This window comes from Pseudomonas sp. P106(2024) (genome assembly GCF_057480815.1).
Window position 1 is genome coordinate 130,550 of record NZ_JBLIYU010000012.1, and the last position, 21,008, is coordinate 151,557.

At 63.6% G+C, this 21,008-nt stretch carries 17 protein-coding genes, 2 tRNA genes and 1 pseudogene; 7 read left to right on the plus strand and 13 right to left on the minus strand.

From position 1 onward, the window contains the following. Positions 1-915 (minus strand): ABC transporter permease subunit, encoded by a 915-nt coding sequence (locus AC25M7_RS19050; protein WP_028688242.1) that lies wholly within the window; start codon positions 913-915, stop codon positions 1-3. Between the two features lie 156 nt (positions 916-1,071). After that, positions 1,072-2,208, minus strand: coding sequence for a branched-chain amino acid ABC transporter substrate-binding protein (locus AC25M7_RS19055; RefSeq protein ID WP_236179502.1), 1,137 nt, complete (start codon positions 2,206-2,208; stop codon positions 1,072-1,074). 439 nt (positions 2,209-2,647) lie between these two features. Here AC25M7_RS19055 and pncB point away from each other — a divergent pair, with 439 nt between their 5' ends. Further along, positions 2,648-3,853 (plus strand): nicotinate phosphoribosyltransferase, encoded by a 1,206-nt coding sequence (pncB, locus tag AC25M7_RS19060; protein ID WP_028688244.1) that lies wholly within the window; start codon positions 2,648-2,650, stop codon positions 3,851-3,853. Positions 3,854-3,856: 3 nt separating this feature from the next. Next, positions 3,857-4,684, plus strand: coding sequence for an ammonia-dependent NAD(+) synthetase (nadE, locus tag AC25M7_RS19065; RefSeq protein WP_062360860.1), 828 nt, complete (start codon positions 3,857-3,859; stop codon positions 4,682-4,684). A gap of 66 nt (positions 4,685-4,750) precedes the next feature. Here nadE and azu read toward each other — a convergent pair whose 3' ends face one another. Further along, the gene (gene azu, locus AC25M7_RS19070; protein ID WP_028688246.1) at positions 4,751-5,203 is read right to left on the minus strand and encodes an azurin; all 453 of its coding nucleotides are present in this window, start codon (positions 5,201-5,203) and stop codon (positions 4,751-4,753) included. A 346-nt stretch (positions 5,204-5,549) separates the two neighbouring features. Between azu and AC25M7_RS19075 the strand changes: the two genes are divergently transcribed. After that, on the plus strand, positions 5,550-6,137 hold the full coding sequence (locus AC25M7_RS19075; protein ID WP_062360859.1) for a cytokinin riboside 5'-monophosphate phosphoribohydrolase: 588 nt from the start codon (positions 5,550-5,552) through the stop codon (positions 6,135-6,137). 135 nt (positions 6,138-6,272) lie between these two features. Here the strand turns inward: AC25M7_RS19075 and AC25M7_RS19080 are convergent, their stop codons facing one another. The 8 genes from AC25M7_RS19080 to rnr form a co-directional block, all read right to left on the minus strand. Further along, a complete protein-coding gene (locus AC25M7_RS19080; protein ID WP_069016482.1) occupies positions 6,273-8,570 on the minus strand; it encodes a YgiQ family radical SAM protein in 2,298 nt (765 codons plus the stop codon). A 113-nt stretch (positions 8,571-8,683) separates the two neighbouring features. Next, entirely contained in the window at positions 8,684-10,081 is a 1,398-nt protein-coding gene (dnaB, locus tag AC25M7_RS19085; protein ID WP_023629368.1) for a replicative DNA helicase, read from the minus strand. 113 nt (positions 10,082-10,194) lie between these two features. Next, the gene (gene rplI / locus AC25M7_RS19090; protein ID WP_028688249.1) at positions 10,195-10,641 is read right to left on the minus strand and encodes a 50S ribosomal protein L9; all 447 of its coding nucleotides are present in this window, start codon (positions 10,639-10,641) and stop codon (positions 10,195-10,197) included. Positions 10,642-10,661: 20 nt separating this feature from the next. Next, positions 10,662-11,528 (minus strand): YybS family protein, encoded by an 867-nt coding sequence (locus AC25M7_RS19095; RefSeq protein WP_028688250.1) that lies wholly within the window; start codon positions 11,526-11,528, stop codon positions 10,662-10,664. Positions 11,529-11,562: 34 nt separating this feature from the next. Further along, positions 11,563-11,793: a 30S ribosomal protein S18 gene (rpsR, locus tag AC25M7_RS19100; protein ID WP_003249563.1), complete on the minus strand. Its 231-nt coding sequence runs from the start codon at positions 11,791-11,793 to the stop codon at positions 11,563-11,565. 28 nt (positions 11,794-11,821) lie between these two features. Continuing rightward, positions 11,822-12,247, minus strand: a complete 426-nt coding sequence (rpsF, locus tag AC25M7_RS19105; protein WP_011535936.1) for a 30S ribosomal protein S6 — start codon at positions 12,245-12,247, stop codon at positions 11,822-11,824. Between the two features lie 246 nt (positions 12,248-12,493). Then, positions 12,494-13,240 carry a 23S rRNA (guanosine(2251)-2'-O)-methyltransferase RlmB gene (gene rlmB / locus AC25M7_RS19110; RefSeq protein ID WP_028688251.1) on the minus strand — a complete coding sequence of 249 codons (747 nt, stop codon included), beginning with the start codon at positions 13,238-13,240 and terminating at the stop codon, positions 12,494-12,496. Beyond that, on the minus strand, positions 13,237-15,810 hold the full coding sequence (gene rnr / locus AC25M7_RS19115) for a ribonuclease R (protein WP_486971364.1): 2,574 nt from the start codon (positions 15,808-15,810) through the stop codon (positions 13,237-13,239). The genes rlmB and rnr overlap by 4 nt, the downstream gene beginning before the upstream one ends. 271 nt (positions 15,811-16,081) lie before the next feature. Between rnr and AC25M7_RS19120 the strand changes: the two genes are divergently transcribed. The 4 genes from AC25M7_RS19120 (at position 16,082) to AC25M7_RS19135 (ending at position 19,093) form a co-directional block, all read left to right on the plus strand. Then, positions 16,082-16,168, plus strand: a tRNA-Leu gene (locus AC25M7_RS19120). A gap of 87 nt (positions 16,169-16,255) precedes the next feature. Beyond that, positions 16,256-16,342 (plus strand) — tRNA-Leu (locus AC25M7_RS19125). Positions 16,343-16,514: 172 nt separating this feature from the next. Next, positions 16,515-17,528, plus strand: a complete 1,014-nt coding sequence (locus AC25M7_RS19130; RefSeq protein WP_028688253.1) for an extracellular solute-binding protein — start codon at positions 16,515-16,517, stop codon at positions 17,526-17,528. After that, the gene (locus AC25M7_RS19135; RefSeq protein ID WP_028688254.1) at positions 17,528-19,093 is read left to right on the plus strand and encodes an ABC transporter permease; all 1,566 of its coding nucleotides are present in this window, start codon (positions 17,528-17,530) and stop codon (positions 19,091-19,093) included. Before AC25M7_RS19130 ends, AC25M7_RS19135 begins: the two co-directional genes overlap by 1 nt. 124 nt (positions 19,094-19,217) lie before the next feature. Here the strand turns inward: AC25M7_RS19135 and AC25M7_RS19140 are convergent, their stop codons facing one another. Both AC25M7_RS19140 and AC25M7_RS19145 read right to left on the minus strand, forming a co-directional pair. Next, positions 19,218-20,102 (minus strand): methyl-accepting chemotaxis protein, encoded by an 885-nt coding sequence (locus tag AC25M7_RS19140; RefSeq protein WP_486971365.1) that lies wholly within the window; start codon positions 20,100-20,102, stop codon positions 19,218-19,220. Positions 20,103-20,123: 21 nt separating this feature from the next. Continuing rightward, a pseudogene (locus AC25M7_RS19145) lies at positions 20,124-20,816 on the minus strand (methyl-accepting chemotaxis protein); the annotation flags it as partial. Between the last annotated feature and the right edge of the window lie 192 nt (positions 20,817-21,008).

Below are 21,008 nucleotides of genomic sequence, written 5' to 3' on the forward strand. Positions count from 1 at the left end.
TCACACCTTAGCCACGAGCGGGCGACCCAGCAGGCCTTGGGGACGGAAGATGAGGATCATCACCAGCAGCGAGAAGCTGAACACGTCCTTGTAGTCGGAGTTGATCAGGCCGGAGAACAACGATTCTGAGATCCCCAGGATAATGCCGCCGAGCATCGCCCCCGGCAGCGAGCCGATACCGCCGAGCACAGCGGCGGTGAAGGCCTTGATGCCGATGATGAAGCCGGCGTAGAAGTCGAAGGTGCCGTAGTTCATGGTGATCAGCACGCCGGCCAGCGCGGCCATCACCGCGCCGATGACGAACACGTAGGAGATCACCCGGTCGGTGTTGATGCCCAGGATCGAAGCCATCTTGCGATCCTGCTGCGTCGCTCGGCACATGCGCCCGAGCTTGGTGTACTTGATGACGTAGGTGAGCAGCGCCATGCCAACGAAGGCGGCCACCAGGATGAAGATCTTGGTGTAGGTCAGTTGCACGAAGCCGGTGCCCACTTCGATGCGCATGGCGCCTTCGAGCAGGGTTGGCACGCCTTGCTGGCGGGCGCCCTGGCTGATCTGCGCGTAGTTCTGCAGGATCAGCGAGATGCCGATGGCGCTGATCAGCGGAGCCAGGCGGGTGGAGTTGCGCAGAGGCTTGTAGGCGATGCGTTCGATGGTGAAGCCATAGACGCCGGTGACGACGATGGTGAACAACAGGGTGCCCAGCATCAGCAGCGGAAACGACTCGATACCAAAGTAGGCCAGCAATGCCAGGCTGATCGCCGCGAGGTACGCGGAGATCATGTACACCTCGCCGTGCGCGAAGTTGATCATGCCGATGATGCCATAGACCATTGTGTAGCCGATGGCGATCAGGCCGTAGACCGACCCGAGGGTCAGGCCGTTGACCAGTTGCTGCAGGAAAATACCATCCATAACGCAATCTCACCTGATTGAGATCGCACGAGCGCCGACCACGCAGGGTCCGGATGCAACGGCCCTCGCAGCGCAGAACTGTGCAGATCTACTGACAATGACAGGTACCGCGGGGCCACGGCCCGGAGCATGGCGCGCCCGGGCCGGATGCCGTTGTTATTGTTGTTTTTCCAGCTGGTGGTACTTGCCGTTGGCATCCCACTGGTAGACCACGTAGTCGGAGACGGTCAGGTCGCCCTTCTTGTCCCACTTCTTCTCGCCCATGACGGTCTTGACCGGGTTGGCCTTCAGCCACTTGGCGGCATCCTCGCCCTTGTTCGACTTGGCGCCGTTGAAGGCGGCGGCCAGGGCCTGGACCGAAGCGTAGGCGTACAGGGTGTAGCCTTCAGGCTCGGTGCCGTTCTTGCGGAACTCCTCCACCACCGCCTTGCTGTCGGGCAGCAGGCGCGGGTCGGCGCCGAAAGTCATGTACACGCCGTTGGTATACTGGGCGCCGCCGGCGGTGGCCACCAGTTCGTCGGTGACGATGCCGTCGTCGGACATGAACGCCACATCCTTCAGGCCCTGCTCGCGCAGCTGACGCACCAGCGGACCGGCCTCAGGGTGCAGGCCGCCGAAGTAGACGACATCGGCACCTGCGGCGCGGATCTTGGTGACCACGGCGCTGAAGTCCTTCTCGCCACGGGTCAAACCTTCGTAAAGCACCGGCGTGACACCGCGCTTGATCAGCTGCGCCTTGGTCGCGTCGGCCAGGCCCTGGCCGTAGGTATCCTTGTCGTGCAGCACGACGACTTTCTTGCCCTTGAGCACATCGACGATGTAGTTGCCGGCGACGATGCCCTGTTGGTCGTCACGGCCGCACATGCGGAACATCGCGGACAGGCCGCGCTCGGTCACCTGCGGGTTGGTCGAGCCGGGCGTGATGGCGATCACGCCGGCCTCGTCGTAGACCTCGGAAGCGGGGATGGTGTTGGAGGAGCAGAAGTGGCCGACCACGCCCGCCACCTTGTCCTGATCGACCAGACGGTTCGCCACGGCCACGGCCTGCTTCGGCTCGCAGGCGTCATCGCCCTTGACCAGGACGATCTTCTCGCCGTTCACGCCACCGGCCTTGTTGATCACATCGGCCGCTGCCTGCGCACCTTTCATGTACTGCTCGCCAAACGCTGCGTTGGCCCCGGTCATGGGACCCGCGACGCCGATCTTGATGTCGGCCTGAACATACGAAGAAACACCCAGTGCCGTGGCTACGGCCAGTGCCAGGAAACCTTTCTTGTAAAACGTCTGCGACATGAGGTGGTGCTCCTAGAGTATTTTTTGGTTGGCACTACAACTTCTCAGCCCTGAGCTCCGAGCAAGGGCCGTGCCAGTGGTTTTGTCTTCCGGGAAAACACACGATAGGGAGTGAATAGAGGCGACCGGCGGCCTTTTCTTTATTGAGCGTGCAACCGTCTACTGCGGAGCAAGCGCTACCGATACACCTAGACAAGGAGCAACCTCCGAGCGCCATCATTGCAACCCTTGCGAGTGTTAACGTGCAACCGACCTGTAACAGCGGACGTCACCGAACTGCACACCGCTGGTGCGTGACTGCTACAGGCAGCACCGTTTGAAGGCTAGCTGGCGCACGGAAAATTACCTGCAAAGGCCAGGATCGCGAGCGGCGTGGGAGCGGGCTTGCCCCGCGATCTGGCACAATGGTCGCCATTGCCCGCCTTGGAGCTTCCCCCTGATGAGCGAGAGCGCATTCGCCGAGCGCATCGTGCACAACCTGCTCGACACCGACTTCTACAAACTGACGATGATGCAGGCCGTCCTGCACAACTACCCGGACGCCGACGTCGAATGGGAGTTCCGCTGCCGCAATGGCGAGGACTTGCGGCCCTACCTGGGCGAGATCCGCAACCAGCTCGAACGGCTCAGCGAGTTGACCCTGGATGACGACCAACTGGCGTTCCTCGAGCGCATCAGCTTCCTCAAGCCGGACTTCCTGCGCTTCCTGCGCCTGTTCCGCTTCAACCTGCGTTATGTGCGCATCGGTATCGAAAACGATCAGCTGTTCCTGCGCCTGCGCGGCCCCTGGCTGCATGTGATCCTGTTCGAGGTGCCGTTGCTGGCGATCATCAGCGAGGTGCGCAACCGCCACCTGCATCCGCGCATGCGCCTGGCCGAAGCCCGCGACCAGCTGCATCGCAAGTTCGACTGGCTGCGCGCCCACGCCAGCGATGACGAACTGGCCCATCTGCAGGTGGCCGACTTCGGCACCCGCCGGCGTTTTTCCAGCCGCGTACAGGAAGAAGTAGTGCGGGTGCTGCGCGATGAGTTCCCGGGCCGTTTCGTCGGCACCAGCAACGTCGACCTGGCATGGAAACTGGATATCAAGCCCCTGGGCACCATGGCCCACGAGTGGATCATGGCCCACCAGCAGCTCGGCCCGCGGTTGATCGACAGCCAGATCGCCGCGCTGGACTGCTGGGTCCGCGAATACCGTGGATTGCTCGGCATCGCCCTGACCGACTGCATCACCATGGACGCTTTCCTCCAGGACTTCGACCTGTACTTCGCCAAGCTGTTCGACGGCCTGCGCCACGACTCGGGCGAGCCGGTGGCCTGGGCCGAGAAAGCCATCGCCCACTACCAGAAGCTGGGGATCGACCCGATGACCAAGACCCTGGTGTTCTCCGACGGCCTGAACCTGACCCGCTCGCTGGAGATCTTCCGGGCCCTGCGTGGGCGCATCAATGTCAGCTTCGGTATCGGTACCAACCTGACCTGCGACATCCCCGGTGTGGCGCCGATGAACATCGTGCTTAAAATGACCGACTGCAATGGCTCGCCGGTGGCGAAGATCTCCGACGAAGCCGCCAAGACCCAGTGCCGCGACGAGAACTTCGTCACTTACCTGCGTCACGTATTCAAAGTCCCCAGCAAGGAGTAACCCATGCAAGCCGTTCAGCAAGAGATTGCCCGGGCGCTCAAGGTGCAGCCGCCGTTCGCAGACGCCGCCGCGCTCGAGCGGGAAGTCGCCCGGCGCGTGGCCTTCATCAAGGACTGCCTGGCCAATGCCCGGCTCAAGACCCTGGTCCTGGGCATCAGCGGCGGCGTCGACTCGCTGACCGCCGCCCTGCTCGCCCAGCGTGCCATCAACGAGCTGCGCAGCGAGACCGGCGACCAGGCCTACACCTTCATCGCCGTGCGCCTGCCGTACCAGGTGCAGCACGACGAACACGACGCCCAGGCCTGCCTGGAGGTGATCAAGGCCGACGAGGTGCACACCATCGACATCGCCCCGGCGGTGAAGGCCCTGGCGGCGGAAGTTCAGGCGCTGAAAAATGGCTCGCCGACCCTGGTGGACTTCGTCGTCGGCAACGTCAAGGCGCGCACGCGCATGGTCGCCCAGTACACCGTCGCCGGTGCCCGCGCGGGCCTGGTGATCGGCACCGACCACGCCGCCGAGGCGGTGATGGGGTTCTTTACCAAGTTCGGTGACGGGGCGTGCGACCTGGCGCCGCTGAGCGGGCTGGTGAAGAACCAGGTACGGGCCATTGCGCGCAGCTTCGGCGCGCCAGAGTCACTGGTGGAGAAGGTGCCGACCGCGGACCTGGAAGACCTCGAGCCGGGCAAGCCGGACGAGGCGTCACACGGCGTGACCTACCAGCAGATTGATGCCTTCCTGCATGGGCAGCCGGTCGATCAGGCAGCGTTCGACATCATCGTCGCCACCTACCGCAAGACCCAGCACAAGCGCGAGCTGCCGTTCGCGCCCTGAATAGCATGAGGTTGAACGTGGGAGCGGGCTTGCCCCGCTCCCACAGGGTACTGCGTCAGACGTTGATTACTTGACGATGACCTTGCCCTTCATCATCGCGATGTGGCCCGGGAAGGTGCAGAAGAAGCTGTAGTCGCCACCGGCTTCCAGCTTGGTGGCATCGAACTTCACTTCGGTTTCTTTCTCAGGCGCGCCGATCATCTTGGTGTGGGCGATGATCGCGGCGTTATCGGCCTTGATGTAATCCTTGTCCAGGCCCTGGGACATGCCTTCGGTGGCGATGGCCTGCATGTCGGCGGTCTTGCTGATGACCAGATTATGGCCCATGACGTTCTTCGGCAGGCTGCCGGAGTGGGTCAGTTTTACGGTGAACTCCTTGCAGCTCTTGTCGACGGTGATTTCCTTGGTATTGAAGGACATCTGGTCAGTCGAGTCGACAGTCACCGAGCACTTGTCAGCAGCGAAGACAGAGGCGCTGGCGAGGGTCAGCAGGGATACCGCTACAGCTTTCGCAAACATCATGAATCTCCTTGGCAGGGTTTTATCAATTGCGAGACTGCCTGAAAATCGGACGCCCGTACCTGATATGGGTCAAGGGGTGTCAAGTGGCCAGGCAGTAGATTTGTTCAATGGATTGTATACAACCAATCAAAGTGCACATCATGCCCTCTTGATAGACGATGGGACAACCTCTCATTTAGGAGTTGAATGAAATGTCCCTTTCCAGCTTCATGAACAGCCTGCTCGCCGCTTACGCTCACGGCGCCAGTGGCGCCATCTGTGAGTTCGCCCGTCCCGAATGATCCCCCTTGGAAGCGACAGGCATGCGCCTTACCCTGTGCGCGCATGTAAAGGGAGATAAGCAATGCCTGTACGTTCCGTTTGTGTCTTCTGCGGCGCCAGCATCGGTGCCAACCCCGCCTATCGCGAAGCTGCCGTGGCTCTGGGCCAGGCCATCGCACGTCGTGGCCTGACCTTGATTTACGGCGGTGGCGCGGTCGGCCTGATGGGCACCGTCGCCGATGCCGCGCTGGCTGCTGGTGGCGAAGTCATCGGCATCATTCCGCAAAGCCTGATGAACGCCGAGATCGGCCACAAGGGACTGTCCCGCCTGGAGGTGGTGGACGGCATGCACGCGCGCAAGGCGCGCATGGCCGAGCTCAGCGATGCATTCATCGCCCTGCCGGGCGGCCTGGGCACGCTGGAGGAGCTGTTCGAGGTGTGGACCTGGGGGCAGTTGGGCTATCACGCCAAGCCGCTGGGGCTGCTGGATGTGAACGGGTTCTATGAAAAGCTGGGCGGGTTCCTCGACCATATCGTCGAAGAGGGCTTCGTGCGGCCGCAGCATCGGGCGATGCTGTTGCTGGGGCAGCAGCCGGATGAGCTGCTGGACGGCGTGGATCGGTTCGAATCGCCGGTGTTGCCGAAGTGGGTCGACAAGCAGCCGGATTGAAAGCTCAGAGCATGGGACCGCGTTGCGGTCCTTTCGCGATACAAGGCCCACGCACTTCGATCAGCGTACGCTGTATTTCTGTGGGAGCGGCCTTGTGTCGCGAAAGGGCTGCAACGCAGCCCCATGGCCGGTAGATCAGCGCGGAATGACCGGCTGGCGCGGCTTCTTGCCCTTGCCGCCCTTGGCCGCTTCCTTGCGTTCCTTGGCCGCCTGCTGGTTGCGGGCGAACGCCTCGGCCTTGGCCTTCTCGCGCTTGTCCCACGGCTTGCTGCCGTCGCTGGCGCGCGGTGGCAGGCCGGTGTGCTGAGTGAGGATCTTCTGGTCCTTGCCCACCTTGTGGCTGCCGGCCGGCGTCGAGTTCTTGCGTCGGGCACTTTGGTAGCTGTCGGTCTGCGGCTGGTGCAGCGGGATCAATTGGTGCTTGCCCGGGCCGATCAGGTCGGCGCGGCCCATGCGCTGCAACGCTTCACGCAGCATCGGCCAGCCCTTCGGATCGTGGTAGCGCAGGAACGCCTTGTGCAACCTGCGCTGCTCCTCGCTCTTGACGATCTCCACCCCTTCGCTCTTGTAGGTGACCTTGCGCAGCGGGTTCTTGCCCGAGTGGTACATGGCCGTGGCCGAGGCCATCGGCGAGGGGTAGAACGCCTGCACCTGGTCGGCGCGGAAACCGTTGCCCTTGAGCCACAGGGCCAGGTTCATCATGTCTTCGTCGGTGGTGCCCGGGTGCGCGGCGATGAAGTACGGGATCAGGTACTGCTCCTTGCCCGCTTCCTTCGAGAACTTCTCGAACATGCGCTTGAAGCGGTCGTAGGTGCCAATGCCCGGCTTCATCATCTTGTCCAGCGGACCACGCTCGGTGTGCTCCGGGGCGATCTTCAGGTAGCCGCCGACGTGGTGGGTGACCAGCTCGCGCACGTATTCCGGCGACTCGACCGCCAGGTCGTAGCGCAGGCCCGAGGCGATCAGGATCTTCTTCACCCCCGGCAAGGCGCGGGCCTTGCGGTACAACTCGATCAGCGAGCTGTGGTCGGTGTTGAGGTTCTCGCAGATGCCCGGGAACACGCACGACGGCTTGCGGCAGTGCCTCTCGATGTCGTGGCTCTTGCAGGCGATGCGGTACATGTTGGCGGTCGGGCCGCCAAGGTCGGAGACCACGCCGGTGAAGCCCGGCACCTTGTCGCGCATCTCCTCGATCTCGTGCAGGATCGACTCGTGGGAGCGGTTCTGGATGATCCGGCCTTCGTGCTCGGTGATCGAGCAGAAGGTGCAGCCACCGAAGCAGCCACGCATGATGTTCACCGAGAAGCGGATCATCTCGTAGGCCGGGATGCGCTCCTTGCCATAGGCCGGGTGCGGGACGCGTGCGTAGGGCATGCCGAACACATAGTCCATTTCCTCGGTGGTCATGGGAATGGGTGGCGGGTTGAACCACACATCCACGTCGCCATGCTTCTGCACCAAGGCGCGGGCATTGCCCGGGTTGGTCTCCAGGTGCAGCACGCGGTTGGCGTGGGCGTAGAGCACCGGGTCGTTGCGTACCTTCTCGAACGACGGCAGGCGGATCACCGACTTCTCGCGGGTGACGCTCGGGCTGTCGAGGATCTGCACGACCTTGGCTTCGTTCGGGTCTTCCTGCTCGCCCTTGGCCTGCTCGATGGCACAGGCCTGGGTGTCCTGGGTGTTCACGTACGGGTTGATGATCTTGTCGACCCGGCCCGGACGGTCGATGCGCGTGGAGTCGATCTCGAACCAGCCCTGCGGGGTGTCACGGCGAATGAACGCGGTGCCGCGCACATCGGTGATGTGCTCGATGCTTTCACCCTGGGACAGGCGCTGGGCGACCTCGACGATCGCCCGCTCGGCGTTGCCGTAAAGCAGGATGTCGGCGCTGGCATCGACCAGGATCGAGTGGCGGACCTTGTCCTGCCAGTAGTCGTAGTGGGCGATGCGGCGCAGCGAGGCCTCGATGCCGCCGAGCACGATCGGCACGTGCTTGTAGGCTTCCTTGCAGCGCTGGCTGTACACCAGGCTGGCGCGGTCCGGACGCTTGCCGGCCATGCCGCCGGGGGTGTAGGCGTCATCGGAACGAATCTTCTTGTCCGCGGTGTAGCGGTTGATCATCGAGTCCATGTTGCCCGCCGCGACACCGAAGAACAGGTTCGGCTCGCCGAGCTTCATGAAGTCGTCCTTCGACTGCCAGTTCGGCTGGGCGATGATGCCCACGCGGAAACCCTGGGCTTCCAGCAGACGGCCGATGATGGCCATGCCGAACGACGCATGGTCGACGTAGGCGTCGCCGGTCACGATGATGATGTCGCAGGAATCCCAGCCGAGCTGATCCATCTCCTCCCTGCTCATCGGCAGGAAAGGCGCTGGCCCGAAGCATTCGGCCCAGTACTTGGGATAGTCGTAGAGTGGTTTGGCTGCTTGCATGTCAGTGACCGGTTCTAATGTGCAGGAAAATCGCGGGCGCGGAATATAGCACAAATTTTGACCAAATCCGACGGTGATGGTCGGATTCATGGACGGGCGAACAGGCCAGCGGCTTATTCGTCGTCGTCGAAGTTGTACATGCCCGGCGCGAGGTTCTCGAAGCGGGTGTACTTGCCGATGAACGCCAGGCGCACGAAGCCGATGGGGCCGTTACGCTGCTTGCCGATAATGATCTCGGCCACGCCCTTGTGCTCGGTCTCGGGGTGATACACCTCGTCACGGTAGACGAACATGATCACGTCGGCGTCCTGCTCGATCGCACCCGATTCACGAAGGTCGGAGTTGACCGGACGCTTGTTGGGCCGCTGCTCCAGGGAGCGGTTGAGCTGCGACAGGGCGATCACCGGGCAGTTGAATTCCTTGGCCAGCGCCTTGAGCGAGCGGGAGATCTCGGAAATCTCGTTGGTCCGGTTGTCACCGGCCGAACCCGGAATCTGCATCAGCTGCAGGTAGTCGACCATGATCATGGCGATCTCGCCATGCTCGCGCGCCAGCCGGCGGGTACGTGCCCGCATCTCCGAGGGGCTGATACCGGCGGTATCGTCGATGAACAGCTTGCGGTCGTTAAGCAGGTTCACCGCCGAGGTCAGGCGCGGCCAGTCATCGTCGTCCAACTGGCCGGAACGTACCTTGGTCTGGTCGATCCGCCCGAGCGACGAGAGCATACGCATGATCAGCGATTCACCGGGCATCTCGAGGGAGAACACCAGCACCACCTTGTCGCTGCGCAACACGGCGTTTTCCACCAGGTTCATGGCGAAGGTGGTCTTGCCCATCGACGGACGGCCGGCAACGATGATCAGGTCGGCTGCCTGCAGGCCGCTGGTCTTCTCGTCCAGGTCGGTGAAGCCGGTGGACACGCCGGTGATGTCGCTGTCGGAGTTGAACAGCGTGTCGATGCGGTCGATGGCCATGGTCAACAGCTCGTTGACCCCCACCGGGCCACCGGTCTTCGGCCGCGCCTCGGCGATCTGGAAGATCTGCCGTTCGGCGTCGTCGAGGATCTCCTCGGCGTTGCGCCCCTGGGGGTTGAAGGCGTTGTCGGCGATGTCGGTGCTGATGCTGATCAACTGACGCAGCGTGGCACGCTCGCGGATGATCGCGGCGTAGGCCTTGATGTTGGCCACCGACGGGGTGTTCTTGGCCAGCTCGGCCAGATACGCCAGGCCGCCGACCTGGGTGGACACGCCTTCCTTGTCCAGCTGCTCGTGCAGGGTCACCACGTCGAACGGCTGGTTCGCGTCCACCAGCTTGTGGATGGCGCGGAAGATCAGGCGGTGGTCATGCCGGTAGAAATCGCCGTCCGACACCTGGTCCAGTACCCGCTCCCAGGCGTTGTTGTCCAGCATCAGGCCACCGAGCACGGCCTGTTCGGCCTCGATGGAATGCGGCGGCACCTTCAGGGCGGCGGTTTGCAGGTCGAGCTGTTCGGGGGTGGTGATCTCGTTCATGGCCACGAAAGAATTCTGGGGGATGAAAAAGACAAAGGGCACGGCCTGTTAAACACAGGACCGTGCCCGATGTTAACCGTCTGACCCACAAGGAGCCAGCCAGTCAGCGCAGCTTAGGCAGCTACGACGACCACACGTACAGTGGCTTCAACGTCGCTGTGCAGGTGCACGGCTACGTCGTATTCGCCAACCTGACGGATGGTGCCGTTCGGCAGACGAACTTCAGCCTTGGCCACTTCAACGCCGGAGGCGGTCAGGGCGTCAGCGATGTCGTGGGTGCCGATCGAACCGAACAGCTTGCCTTCGTCGCCAGCGGTGGCAGTGATGGTCACTTCCAGCTCGGCCAGTTGGGCAGCGCGGCTTTCAGCCGAAGCTTTCTTCTCTGCGGCGGCTTTTTCCAGCTCGGCGCGGCGCTCTTCGAACGCGGCCTTGTTGGCGGCGTTGGCGACGGTGGCCTTGCCGAACGGCAGCAGGAAGTTACGGCCGTAGCCGGACTTGACTTTAACGATGTCGCCCAGGTTGCCCAGGTTGGCGACTTTTTCCAGCAGGATCAGTTCCATTTGGTAAAACCTCTTAACTTTTAACCTTCACCGTTCGCGGAGTCGTCACCCTGTGAAGGGGACTTGCGACCGCGAAAATCAATCAGGCTGTCGACAATGGCCAAAACCACGAGCAACGGATACATCAGCTGCATGAGCAGCGGCAGCGTCACGTACATCCCCACCAGCCAGAACCCAGCCAGTCGCCCTTGCGCCACCAGCCCGTGAATCAAGGCGATGCCAGCGAGCAGCAGCACCAGGCTGGAGGCGGTGGCGAGAACGATGAACGGCGAGCCGAGAAACGGACCGAGCACCATCAACGACACCAGCACCAGCATTGGCACCAGTGGCAGCCTCAGCTCGCGAAACTCGCGACCGAAACCGCCGGGGTTGTACAACGCCGCCTGCCAATAGCGCGCCAGCATCAGAGCCAGCAGGCTGAACAGCTGCAGCATTACCGCACTGGAAGCGACCAGCAAAGGGCCGATCAGCTCACCAGGTAGTACCGGTTGACCCTCGATCTGCGGCAGGGCTTTTTCAAGCGCCTTGGCCAGCACCTCGAAGGTCTCGCGCATCACCGCGTCCAGGATCAGGCTGTACAGCAAGCCTAATGCGACACTGGACAGCAGCACCCGGGTCCAGGAATGTCCGGCCCGCAACAAGGCGGCCAGACCCAGCGTTCCCAACAGCACCAGCAAGGTGCTCAGTTCGCCGAAGTACGCCAGGACCATCGCTGGCAAAAGGCCCCAGGCGATGATCGATGACGCGTCCTTGAAACCGCGCCGCAGGAACACCAGGCTCCCGGCGGCGGCACTCAACCAGAACAGCAGCGGCAGTACCGCGCTGATGACCACCACGAGGGTGGCCTGCACACGACCGCGCATGATGAAACTTGCCAACGCTCGCATGCCTATCCCTTGCTACTTAGTCGACGACCCGGTCTCAGCGGCCGTGGCTGTCGGTGTAGGGCAGCAGGGCCAGGAAGCGGGCGCGCTTGATAGCGGTAGCCAGCTGACGCTGATAACGAGCTTTGGTACCGGTGATGCGGCTTGGAACGATCTTGCCGGTTTCGGATACGTAAGCTTTCAGGGTGTTGAGATCTTTGAAGTCGATCTCTTTCACGTCTTCAGCAGTGAAGCGGCAGAATTTACGACGACGGAAGAAACGTGCCATGTGATTGGCTCCTCAAAAGGTCCGTGGATTACTCGTCAGCGTTATCGCTGTTGTCGCTGTCATTGCTGTCGTCGCCTTCGGCGCCATCAGCATGCTCAGGACGTTCGCGACGCTCACGGCGCTCGCTGCGGTTCTCTTCGGCCTTGAGCATCTCGGACGGGCCGGTAACGGCTTCGTCACGACGGATGACCAGGTTACGGATCACGGCATCGTTGTAGCGGAAGTTGTCTTCCAGCTCGGCCAGAGCCTTGCCGGTGCACTCAACGTTCAGCATCACGTAGTGAGCCTTGTGAACATTGTTGATTGCGTAGGCCAGTTGACGACGGCCCCAGTCTTCCAGACGGTGGATCTTGCCGCCGTCTTCTTCGATCAGCTTGGTGTAACGCTCAACCATGCCGCCGACTTGCTCGCTCTGGTCCGGGTGAACCAGGAAGATGATTTCGTAATGACGCATGAATGCTCCTTACGGGTTAGTAGTCTGCCAGCTACCTGGTCAGACAAGGAGTGAATGACACTTGTATGTCTTGCCCTGGCGAGAAGGCGCATGCGCGCCTGCCAGCTCGGCAAGGGGCGCAATTGTAGAGAAGGCTGGAGGGACAAGCAAGGAGGCTGGCGAATATTTGAACAGCCGGAAACATATTCGCCCGCCGAAGCGATTCCCGCGAGGGCGGGCTCGTGGAAGCCCACCCCAGGGGAGGAATCAGCGCTTGACCTGACGCTGCCTCACGGCCTCGAACAGGCACACCCCGGTCGCCACCGAGACGTTCAGGCTGCTGACGCTGCCCGCCATCGGCAGCTTGACCAGGAAATCGCAGTGCTCGCGGGTCAGACGGCGCATGCCCCTGCCTTCGGCGCCCATGATCATCACCAGCGGGCCGGTCAGGTCCTGCTGGTAAATCTCCTGCTCGGCCTCGCCGGCAGTGCCGACCACCCACAGACCGCGCTGCTGGAGTTTTTCCAGGGTACGGGCCAGGTTGGTCACGGCCACCAGCGGAATCACTTCCGCAGCGCCGCAGGCCACCTTGCGCACCACCGGCGTCAGGGTCGCCGACTTGTCCTTGGGCACCACCACCGCCGTGGCGCCGGCGGCATCGGCGGTGCGCAGGCAGGCGCCGAGGTTGTGCGGGTCGGTGACACCGTCCAGGACCAGGATCAGCGGCGGCGTCTCGGTGCGCTCGAGCAGTTCCTCGAGCATCAGTTCGCCCCAGACCTGGCTCGGGCTCACCTCGGCGACCACGCCTTGGTGCACGCCCTCGACCCAGGCGTCGAGCTCACGACGCTCGGCCTGGCCGACCTGGACGCGGTTTTCCGCGGCCAGGGCCAGCAAGGCCTGGATGCGCGGCTCGCTGCGCCCCTCGGAAAGCCAGATCTGCTTGACGCGCTTGGGGTGGTGCTGCAGCAGCGCCTGCACAGCATGCACACCGTAGATCTTTTCCAGCTGACTCATGACTTGCTCTTGCCCTTACGTGGCGCGCCGGACTTCGCCGGCCCCTTGCGATGCTTGGTCTTGCCCGACGACTTGGCGCCCTTCTCCGCCTTGCCACCGGCGTGAGCGCTGCGCTTGGCGTCGCTCATCAGCGCCTTCTTCATCTCGCGACTCTTGCGCACCTCGGCGTTGCGCTGCACCGCGTCTTTCGGGAAGTACGCCTCGGCGGTTTCGCTCTTGCGGCTGCGCGGCTTGGGTGAGATCTTCGCCTCGGGCGCCGCTGCCGGCTCCGGCGCGGCCTTGCCGACAGGCGCGGCGGACTTGCGGCCGACCGGCGCGTTGACGGTGGCCTCGGACATTTCGAAATCGATCTTGCGCTGCTCGAGATCGACGCGCATGACCTTGACCTCGACCGTATCGCCCAGGCGGAAGCTGCGACCACTGCGCTCGCCCGACAGACGGTGGTGTACCGGATCGAAGTGGTAGTAATCACCCGGCAGGGCGCTGACATGCACCAGGCCTTCGACGTAGATGTCGGTCAACTCGATGAACAGGCCGAAACCGGTCACCGCAGTGATCACGCCGGGGAAGGTCTCGCCCACGCGATCACGCATGTACTCGCACTTGAGCCAGTTGACCACGTCGCGGGTGGCCTCGTCGGCGCGGCGCTCGGTCATCGAGCACTGCTCGCCCATCTGCTCGAGGGTGTTCTCGTCGTACGGGTAGATGCGCGCCTTGGGGATGCTCATGGCGCCGGCACGCTTGACGTGCGGGGTGTCGACCTTGGAGCGGATCACACTACGGATGGCGCGGTGCACCAGCAGGTCCGGGTAGCGGCGGATCGGCGAGGTGAAGTGGGTGTAGGCCTCGTAGTTCAGGCCGAAGTGGCCGTTGTTCTCGACGCTGTACACCGCCTGGCTCAGCGAGCGCAGCATGACGGTCTGGATCAGGTGGAAGTCCGGACGCCCGGCGATGCTCGCCAGCAGTTGCTGGTAGTCCTTGGGCGATGGATCCTTGCCCTTGTGCAGGGTCAGGCCCAGTTCGCCGAGGAAGGCGCGCAGTTTTTCCAGGCGTTCCGGCGGCGGACCGTCGTGCACGCGGTACAGCGCAGGCACGTTGTGCTTCTGCAGGAATTCGGCGGTGGCGACGTTGGCCGCCAGCATGCATTCCTCGATCAGCTTGTGGGCATCGTTGCGCACCGTCGGACGAATTTCGTCGATCTTGCGGTCTTCGCCGAAGATGATCCGGGTTTCCTGGGTTTCGAAGTCGATCGCGCCACGGGTGTGACGGGCATCGACCAGCACCTTGTACAGGTTGTACAGGTTCTTCAGGTCCGGCAGGACTTCCTTGTACTCCTCGCGCAGCGCCTTGCCCTCGCGGGTGCGGGCATGCTCGAGCATGCTGCTGACCTTGTTGTAGGTCAGGCGCGCGTGGGAGTGGATAACCCCTTCGTAGAACTGGTAGTCGACCATCTGGCCGGCCTTGTTCATGGTCATTTCGCAGACCATGGCCAGGCGATCGACGTGCGGGTTCAGCGAGCACAGGCCGTTGGACAGCTCCTCGGGGAGCATCGGCACCACGCGCTCGGGGAAGTACACCGAGTTGCCGCGCTGCTGGGCCTCGACGTCCAGGGCCGAGCCCAGGCGCACATAGCTGGAGACGTCGGCGATCGCCACGTACAGGCGCCAGCCGCCGGAGAACAGGCGCAGCTTGCCCAGCGGTTCGCAATAGACGGCGTCGTCGAAGTCGCGGGCATCCTCGCCGTCGATGGTGACGAACGGCAGGTGGCGCAGGTCGACGCGCTTCTCCTTGTCCTTCTCCTCGACTTCGGAGCGGAACTTGCGCGCTTCCTTGATCACGTCCTTCGGCCAGACATGCGGAATGTCATAGCTGCGCAGGGCAATGTCGATCTCCATGCCCGGCGCCATGTAGTTGCCGATCACCTCGACCACGTCGCCCTGGGGCTGGAAGCGTGGGGTTGGCCAGTGGGTGATCTTGATCGACACGAACTGACCGATCTTGGCGCCGCCGTTGCGCCCGGCGGTGACCAGCACTTCCTGCTGGATCTTCGGGTTGTCCGGGGTCACGTAGCCGATGCCGCCTTCTTCGAAGTAGCGGCCGACCACGCTTTCATGGGCGCGGGAGATGACTTCGACCAGCACGCCTTCGCGCCGGCCACGGCGGTCGACGCCGGACACCCGGGCCAGGCCGCGGTCGCCGTCGAACACCAGGCGCATCTGCGCCGGGCTGAGGAACAGGTCCTCGCTGCCGTCATCGGGGATCAGGAAGCCGAAACCATCACGGTGGCCGGATACGCGGCCGCAGATCAGGTCGAGCTTGTCCACCGGGGCATAGGTGCCGCGCCGGGTATAGATAAGCTGACCATCGCGCTCCATGGCACGCAGGCGGCGGCGCAGGGCTTCGATCTGGTCTTCTTCATAAAGACCGAACTCTTCGGCCAGCTGTTCACGGGCAGCCGGTTCGCCACGGTCGGCGAGGCGCTGCAGGATCAGCTCACGGCTGGGGATGGGGTTGTCGTATTTTTCCGCTTCGCGAGCGGCCTCGGGATCGAGGGATTGCCAATCGGCCATCAGAAAGGGTTCACCTTGGGGTATATAGAATGGAATTCTGGCATAGGCGTATTGAAACCGGAAATGTCAGCCTTGGACAGCCCCGGCAGCGTGTCCGTCATGCGGCAATAGGCCTGCGGAATCAACAAGTTGAATTTTTTGAATTTTTTTTCGTTCGGGGGGTTTACAGGCATCAGGGGCGTCCGTATAGTGCGCACCACAACGACGGACAACCCCGAAGTTGTAGTAGAGATGAACGACGCTGTAAAGCATCTTGTAATCTCGAATGTGTGCCCAGGTGGCGGAATTGGTAGACGCGCTGGTTTCAGGTATCAGTGGCTTAACGGCCGTGGAAGTTCGAGTCTTCTCCTGGGCACCAAATTTTTCAAGTAACAGATGACCAAGGATCTGTTACTACTGTGTGAAAGCGAACGATAGTCGCCTTCACCAGATGATGCAAAGCTTTGCCCAGGTGGCGGAATTGGTAGACGCGCTGGTTTCAGGTATCAGTGACTTAACGGTCGTGGAAGTTCGAGTCTTCTCCTGGGCACCATACAAAAACCCACTAGCTTGCTAGTGGGTTTTTTCTTGCCTGCGATTTTGTATCGCGGGGGCAAGCCCTATCCCATGGTCGACCCATGAATTTCCCGTCATGCGCCCATTTGAGAAACAATTTCGTTTACCATTGTTTCCAAATATGTAGCCGTAAGCGAGGAAGTACCCGCATGACGATCCGCCCGCAACCGCTGATGCGCACCCTGGCCGCCGCAGTTCTGAGCCTGGTGATCGGCGCTCCGGCCGCCCTGGCAGACGAACCGGTCACGTTGACGATGTACAACGGCCAGCACAAGGAAATCGGCGACGCCATCGCCAAGGCCTACGAGGCCAAGACCGGCATCCATATCAATATCCGCAAGGGCAGCAGCAACCAGCTGGCCAGCCAGATCATCGAGGAAGGCGCACGCTCGCCGGCCGACATCATCTACACCGAGGAATCCCCGCCCCTGAACAACCTGGGCGAGTTGGGCCTGCTGGCGAAGATCGACGACGCCACCGCGAACATGATGCCCAGGGAATACGTAGGCGCCAACGGCACCTGGATGGGCATCACCGCCCGCACCCGCATCGTGGTGTTCAACCCGAAGAAGATCGATGAGAAAGACCTGCCGACCACGGTCATGGACTTTGCCAACCCCGAGTGGGAAGGGCGCGTCGGCTACGTCCCCACCAGCGGCGCCTTCCAGGAACAGGCCGTGGCCATCTTGAAGATGCATGGCCGCGAGGCCACCGAAGAATGGCTGACCGGCCTGAAAGCCTTCGGCAAGACCTACACCAACAACATGGTGGCCCTCAAGGCCGTGGAAAAAGGCGAAGTCGCCGCGGTTCTGGTGAACAACTACTACTGGTATGCGCTTGAGCGCGAGCGCGGCAAGCTGGATTCCAAGCTGTACTACCTGGCCGATGGCGATGCCGGCAACCTGGTCACCATTTCCGGCGCCGCGGTAGTCAAGGCCAGCAAGCACCCCAAGGAAGCCCAGGCCCTGCTCAACTGGATGGCCAGCGAAGAAGGCCAGCGAGTGATCACCCAGACCACCGCCGAGTACCCGCTGCACAAGGGCATGGTCTCGGACCGTGGCCTGAAACCGTTCGAGGATCTGCGCCCGCCGAAGATCTCGCCGGCGGACCTTGGCAATGCCGAGGAAGCCATCGAACTCGAACGTGAGGTTGGCCTGCTCTGATGACCGCCGCCCTGCCCTCGCCCGCCTTGTCGCGCTTCGTACCGAAGCGCAAGCGACCCTCCGTCTGGGTGGTGTTGCCCGTGTTGTTCCTGGTGGCGATGAGCCTGCTGCCGTTGCTGTACGTCGGACTCAAGGCCTGGGAAGCCGGCTGGCACGAAGCCCTGCGCCTGCTCTGGCGCCCGTTTGTCTGGGGCCTGCTGCGCAACACTTTGCTGCTGATGGTCGGCGTCACCGTGCTTTGCCTGCTGGTTGGCGTGGCCCTGGCCTGGCTGCTGGAGCGTAGCGACCTGCCGGGGCGGCGCCTGTGGGGCGTGGTGCTGTGCCTGCCGTTCGCCGTGCCGTCGTTCGTCAGCAGCTTCACCTGGGTGTCACTGAGTTCTGACTTCGAGGGCCTGGGCGGGGCCATTCTGGTGATGGCACTGTCGAAATACCCGTTGGTGTTCCTGCCGGTGGCCGCCACCCTGCGCAACCTCGACACCTCGCTGGAGGAGTCGGCGCGCACCCTGGGCTGCGGGCGCTGGGGCGTGTTCCACAGGATCACCCTGCCGCTGCTGTGGCCCTCGATGCTCGGTGGCGCGCTGCTGATCGCCTTGCATATGCTGGTGGAGTTCGGCGCCCTGTCGATCCTCGGCCTGCAGACCTTCACCACGGCGATCTACCAGCAGTTCGAGCTGGAGTTCAGCAACGCCAACGCGGCCATGCTCTCGGCGGTGCTGCTGGTGCTGTGCCTGGCGATGCTCTGGCTGGAGCTGCGGGTGCGCGGCAAGGCCCGCCATGTGCGCATCGGCCAGGGCGTGGCGCGCCGCGCGCAACCGCTGCGCCTGCGTGCCTGGATGCCGCTGGGGCAGCTGTTCTGCCTGGCCCTGGCGGTATTGGGCAGCGGCATTCCGCTGGCCATGCTTGGCTACTGGCTGAGCGTCGGTTCGTCCGCGGCGTTCCCGGTTGCGGCCATCGGCAAGGCCCTGGCCACTTCGCTGTCGGTCTCCCTGGGCGGCGCCGGCTTCTGCGTGCTGCTGGCCCTGCCGATCAGTTTCCTGGTGGTGCGCTACAAAGGGCGCCTGGCGATCTGGGCCGAGCGCCTGCCATACCTGCTGCACGCCCTGCCCGGGCTGGTGATCGCCCTGACCCTGGTGTTCTTCGCCCTGCACTATGTGCCGGTGCTGTACCAGACAACGGCGCTGCTGATCCTGGCCTATGCCCTGCTGTTCCTGCCACTGGCGCAGTCGCCGGTGCGCACGGCGCTGAACAAGGCCTCACCGACGCTCGAAGAGGCCGCACGCACCCTGGGTGCGAGCAGTTTCGCGGCGTTCTGCCGGGTCACCCTGCCGATCATCTTCCCGGCGATGGCGGCGGCGTTCGCCCTGGTGTTCCTGGATGCGATGAAGGAGCTGACCGCAACCCTGCTGCTCAGCCCGACCGGCATGACCACACTGGCCACCGAGGTGTGGGCGCACACCGCCAACGTCGAGTTCGCGGCGGCGGCGCCTTATGCGGCGTTGCTGATCGTGGTGTCGGGATTGCCGGTGTACCTGCTGACGACGCGGATGTATCTGAACAAGGCGTGACACCCACTGGGGCCGCTTTGCGGCCCAATCGCGACACAAGGCCGCTCCCACAGGCACTGCACCGAGCGCCGAACCTGTGGGAGCGGCCTTGTGTCGCGATGCGAGGGCTCAGCCCTCGCCCGAGTCAGGCCCGGAACTGCCCCAGGCTGGCGCGCAACTGCGCCGCCAGGTCATCCAGTACCTTGCTGCTGGCCGTGGTCTGCATCACCACCTCGGCCGAGCGCTCGGCCTGGGCATGAATGTTCTCCACCCGACCGCGCACGGCCTGGGCGCCATTGGCCTGCTGCTCCGCCGCACGGGTGGCCAGGCCGATCGCCGCATGCACCTGCTCCACCGCCGCCTGCACCGACTGCTGGCGACGTTCGTTATCACGCAACACCAGCAGACCCTCGCTGGCCTGGCGTCCGGCCTGGCTGATGGTCGCCACCGCCTCCTTGGCCCCCTGCTGTAGGGCGGCGATATGCGACTGGATATCCCCGGTCGAGCTCTGCGTCTTGCTCGCCAGCGCCCGCACCTCGTCGGCCACCACGGCGAAGCCGCGCCCGGTTTCCCCGGCCCGCGCCGCCTCGATGGCAGCGTTCAGCGCCAGCAAGTTGGTCTGCTCGGCGATGCCATGAATCACCGTCAGCACCACCTCGATCTGCTCGCTCTGCTTGGCAAGCCGCTCGATCACCTGGGAGCCGGTTTGCACCTCGCCGGCCAGGTTCTCGATCAACCGTGCCAGCTGGGTGGAGGCGCGGCTGTTCTCGTCGGTGGCCTGACGAATGTCCACCACCTGCTGCAACGCCGCATGCATCGCATGGCTCTCTGCCTGGGCCTCGTCGGCCATGCTCGACAGGTCGCGCAGGCTGGCCGCCACCTCATCACGCTGTAGCGCGGCGGCGGCATCGGCCCCCGCGTTGCGCTGGGCCATGCTGTCGATCTCGACACCGGTGCGCTGCGCCACCTCGCCCGCTTCGCGGACGATGGGCTGGAGCTTGTCGACGAAGCGGTTGACCGCCGAGGCCATGTCGCCGATCTCGTCACGACTATCGAGCTTGACCCGCTTGGTCAGGTCCCCCTCGCCCGCGGCCAGGTCGTTCAGCGCGGCGATCAGCAGGCCGAGCTTGCTAAGCACCCGACGCCCGAGCACCACGGCCACCACCAACAGCACGCCCAGGCCCACCAGCACCAGGCCCAGGCCGATGCGCCAGCGCAGCTCGGCGGCCGCGTCGCGCACGGTCTGCGCGGTGTTGGCCTGCATCGCCGTGGCGCTGTTCTGCGCCGTTTCCAACCGCGCGCGCAGGGCCTTGCCGCTGTCGGCAGCGGCGGCCACCAGGCTGTCGCCGACCAGTTGTTCGCCGCTGGCGATCAGGGCGGCGAAGCGCTGGTCGAGGGCCTTGAGCTCCTGGTCGACGCCCACGGTGGAGACCCCCATCAGCACCTTGCCGATCTCGGCACCGTTGGGGTTGATCGAGGCCTCGACGTAGTACACCGACGGATCCTTGCGCGCGGCGTCCAGTACCTTGTCCAGCGCACGCTCACCCTGCCCCTTGTCCATCAACGCCTGGTTGATCGGGTTCTGTCGGTTGAGGTAGCGGGTCAGGTGCTGGCCCTGGGCGTCGTCATAGATCACGAACAGCACATTGGGGTTGCGCTGGGCACGACGGGCGAAGTCCGACAGCGTCGGCACGTCGTTGTCCCAGATCGCCCGCGGCGCGACCGAGGCCAGCAGCTCGGCCATGTCATTGGCCGAGTCCTTGAGATTCTTCTCCAGGGTGGCGCGCAGCTGCTGCTGTTCGCCCTGCAGACGCTCGGAGAGGCCGGCGCTGAGGCGCTGGCGGGTACTGGCCGACAGGTTGTCGAGCCCGGCGCGGACATCCTGTCCGGCCTGCTCCAGTTCGGCGGCCAGCTTCTGGCTGTCGTTACCCAGGCG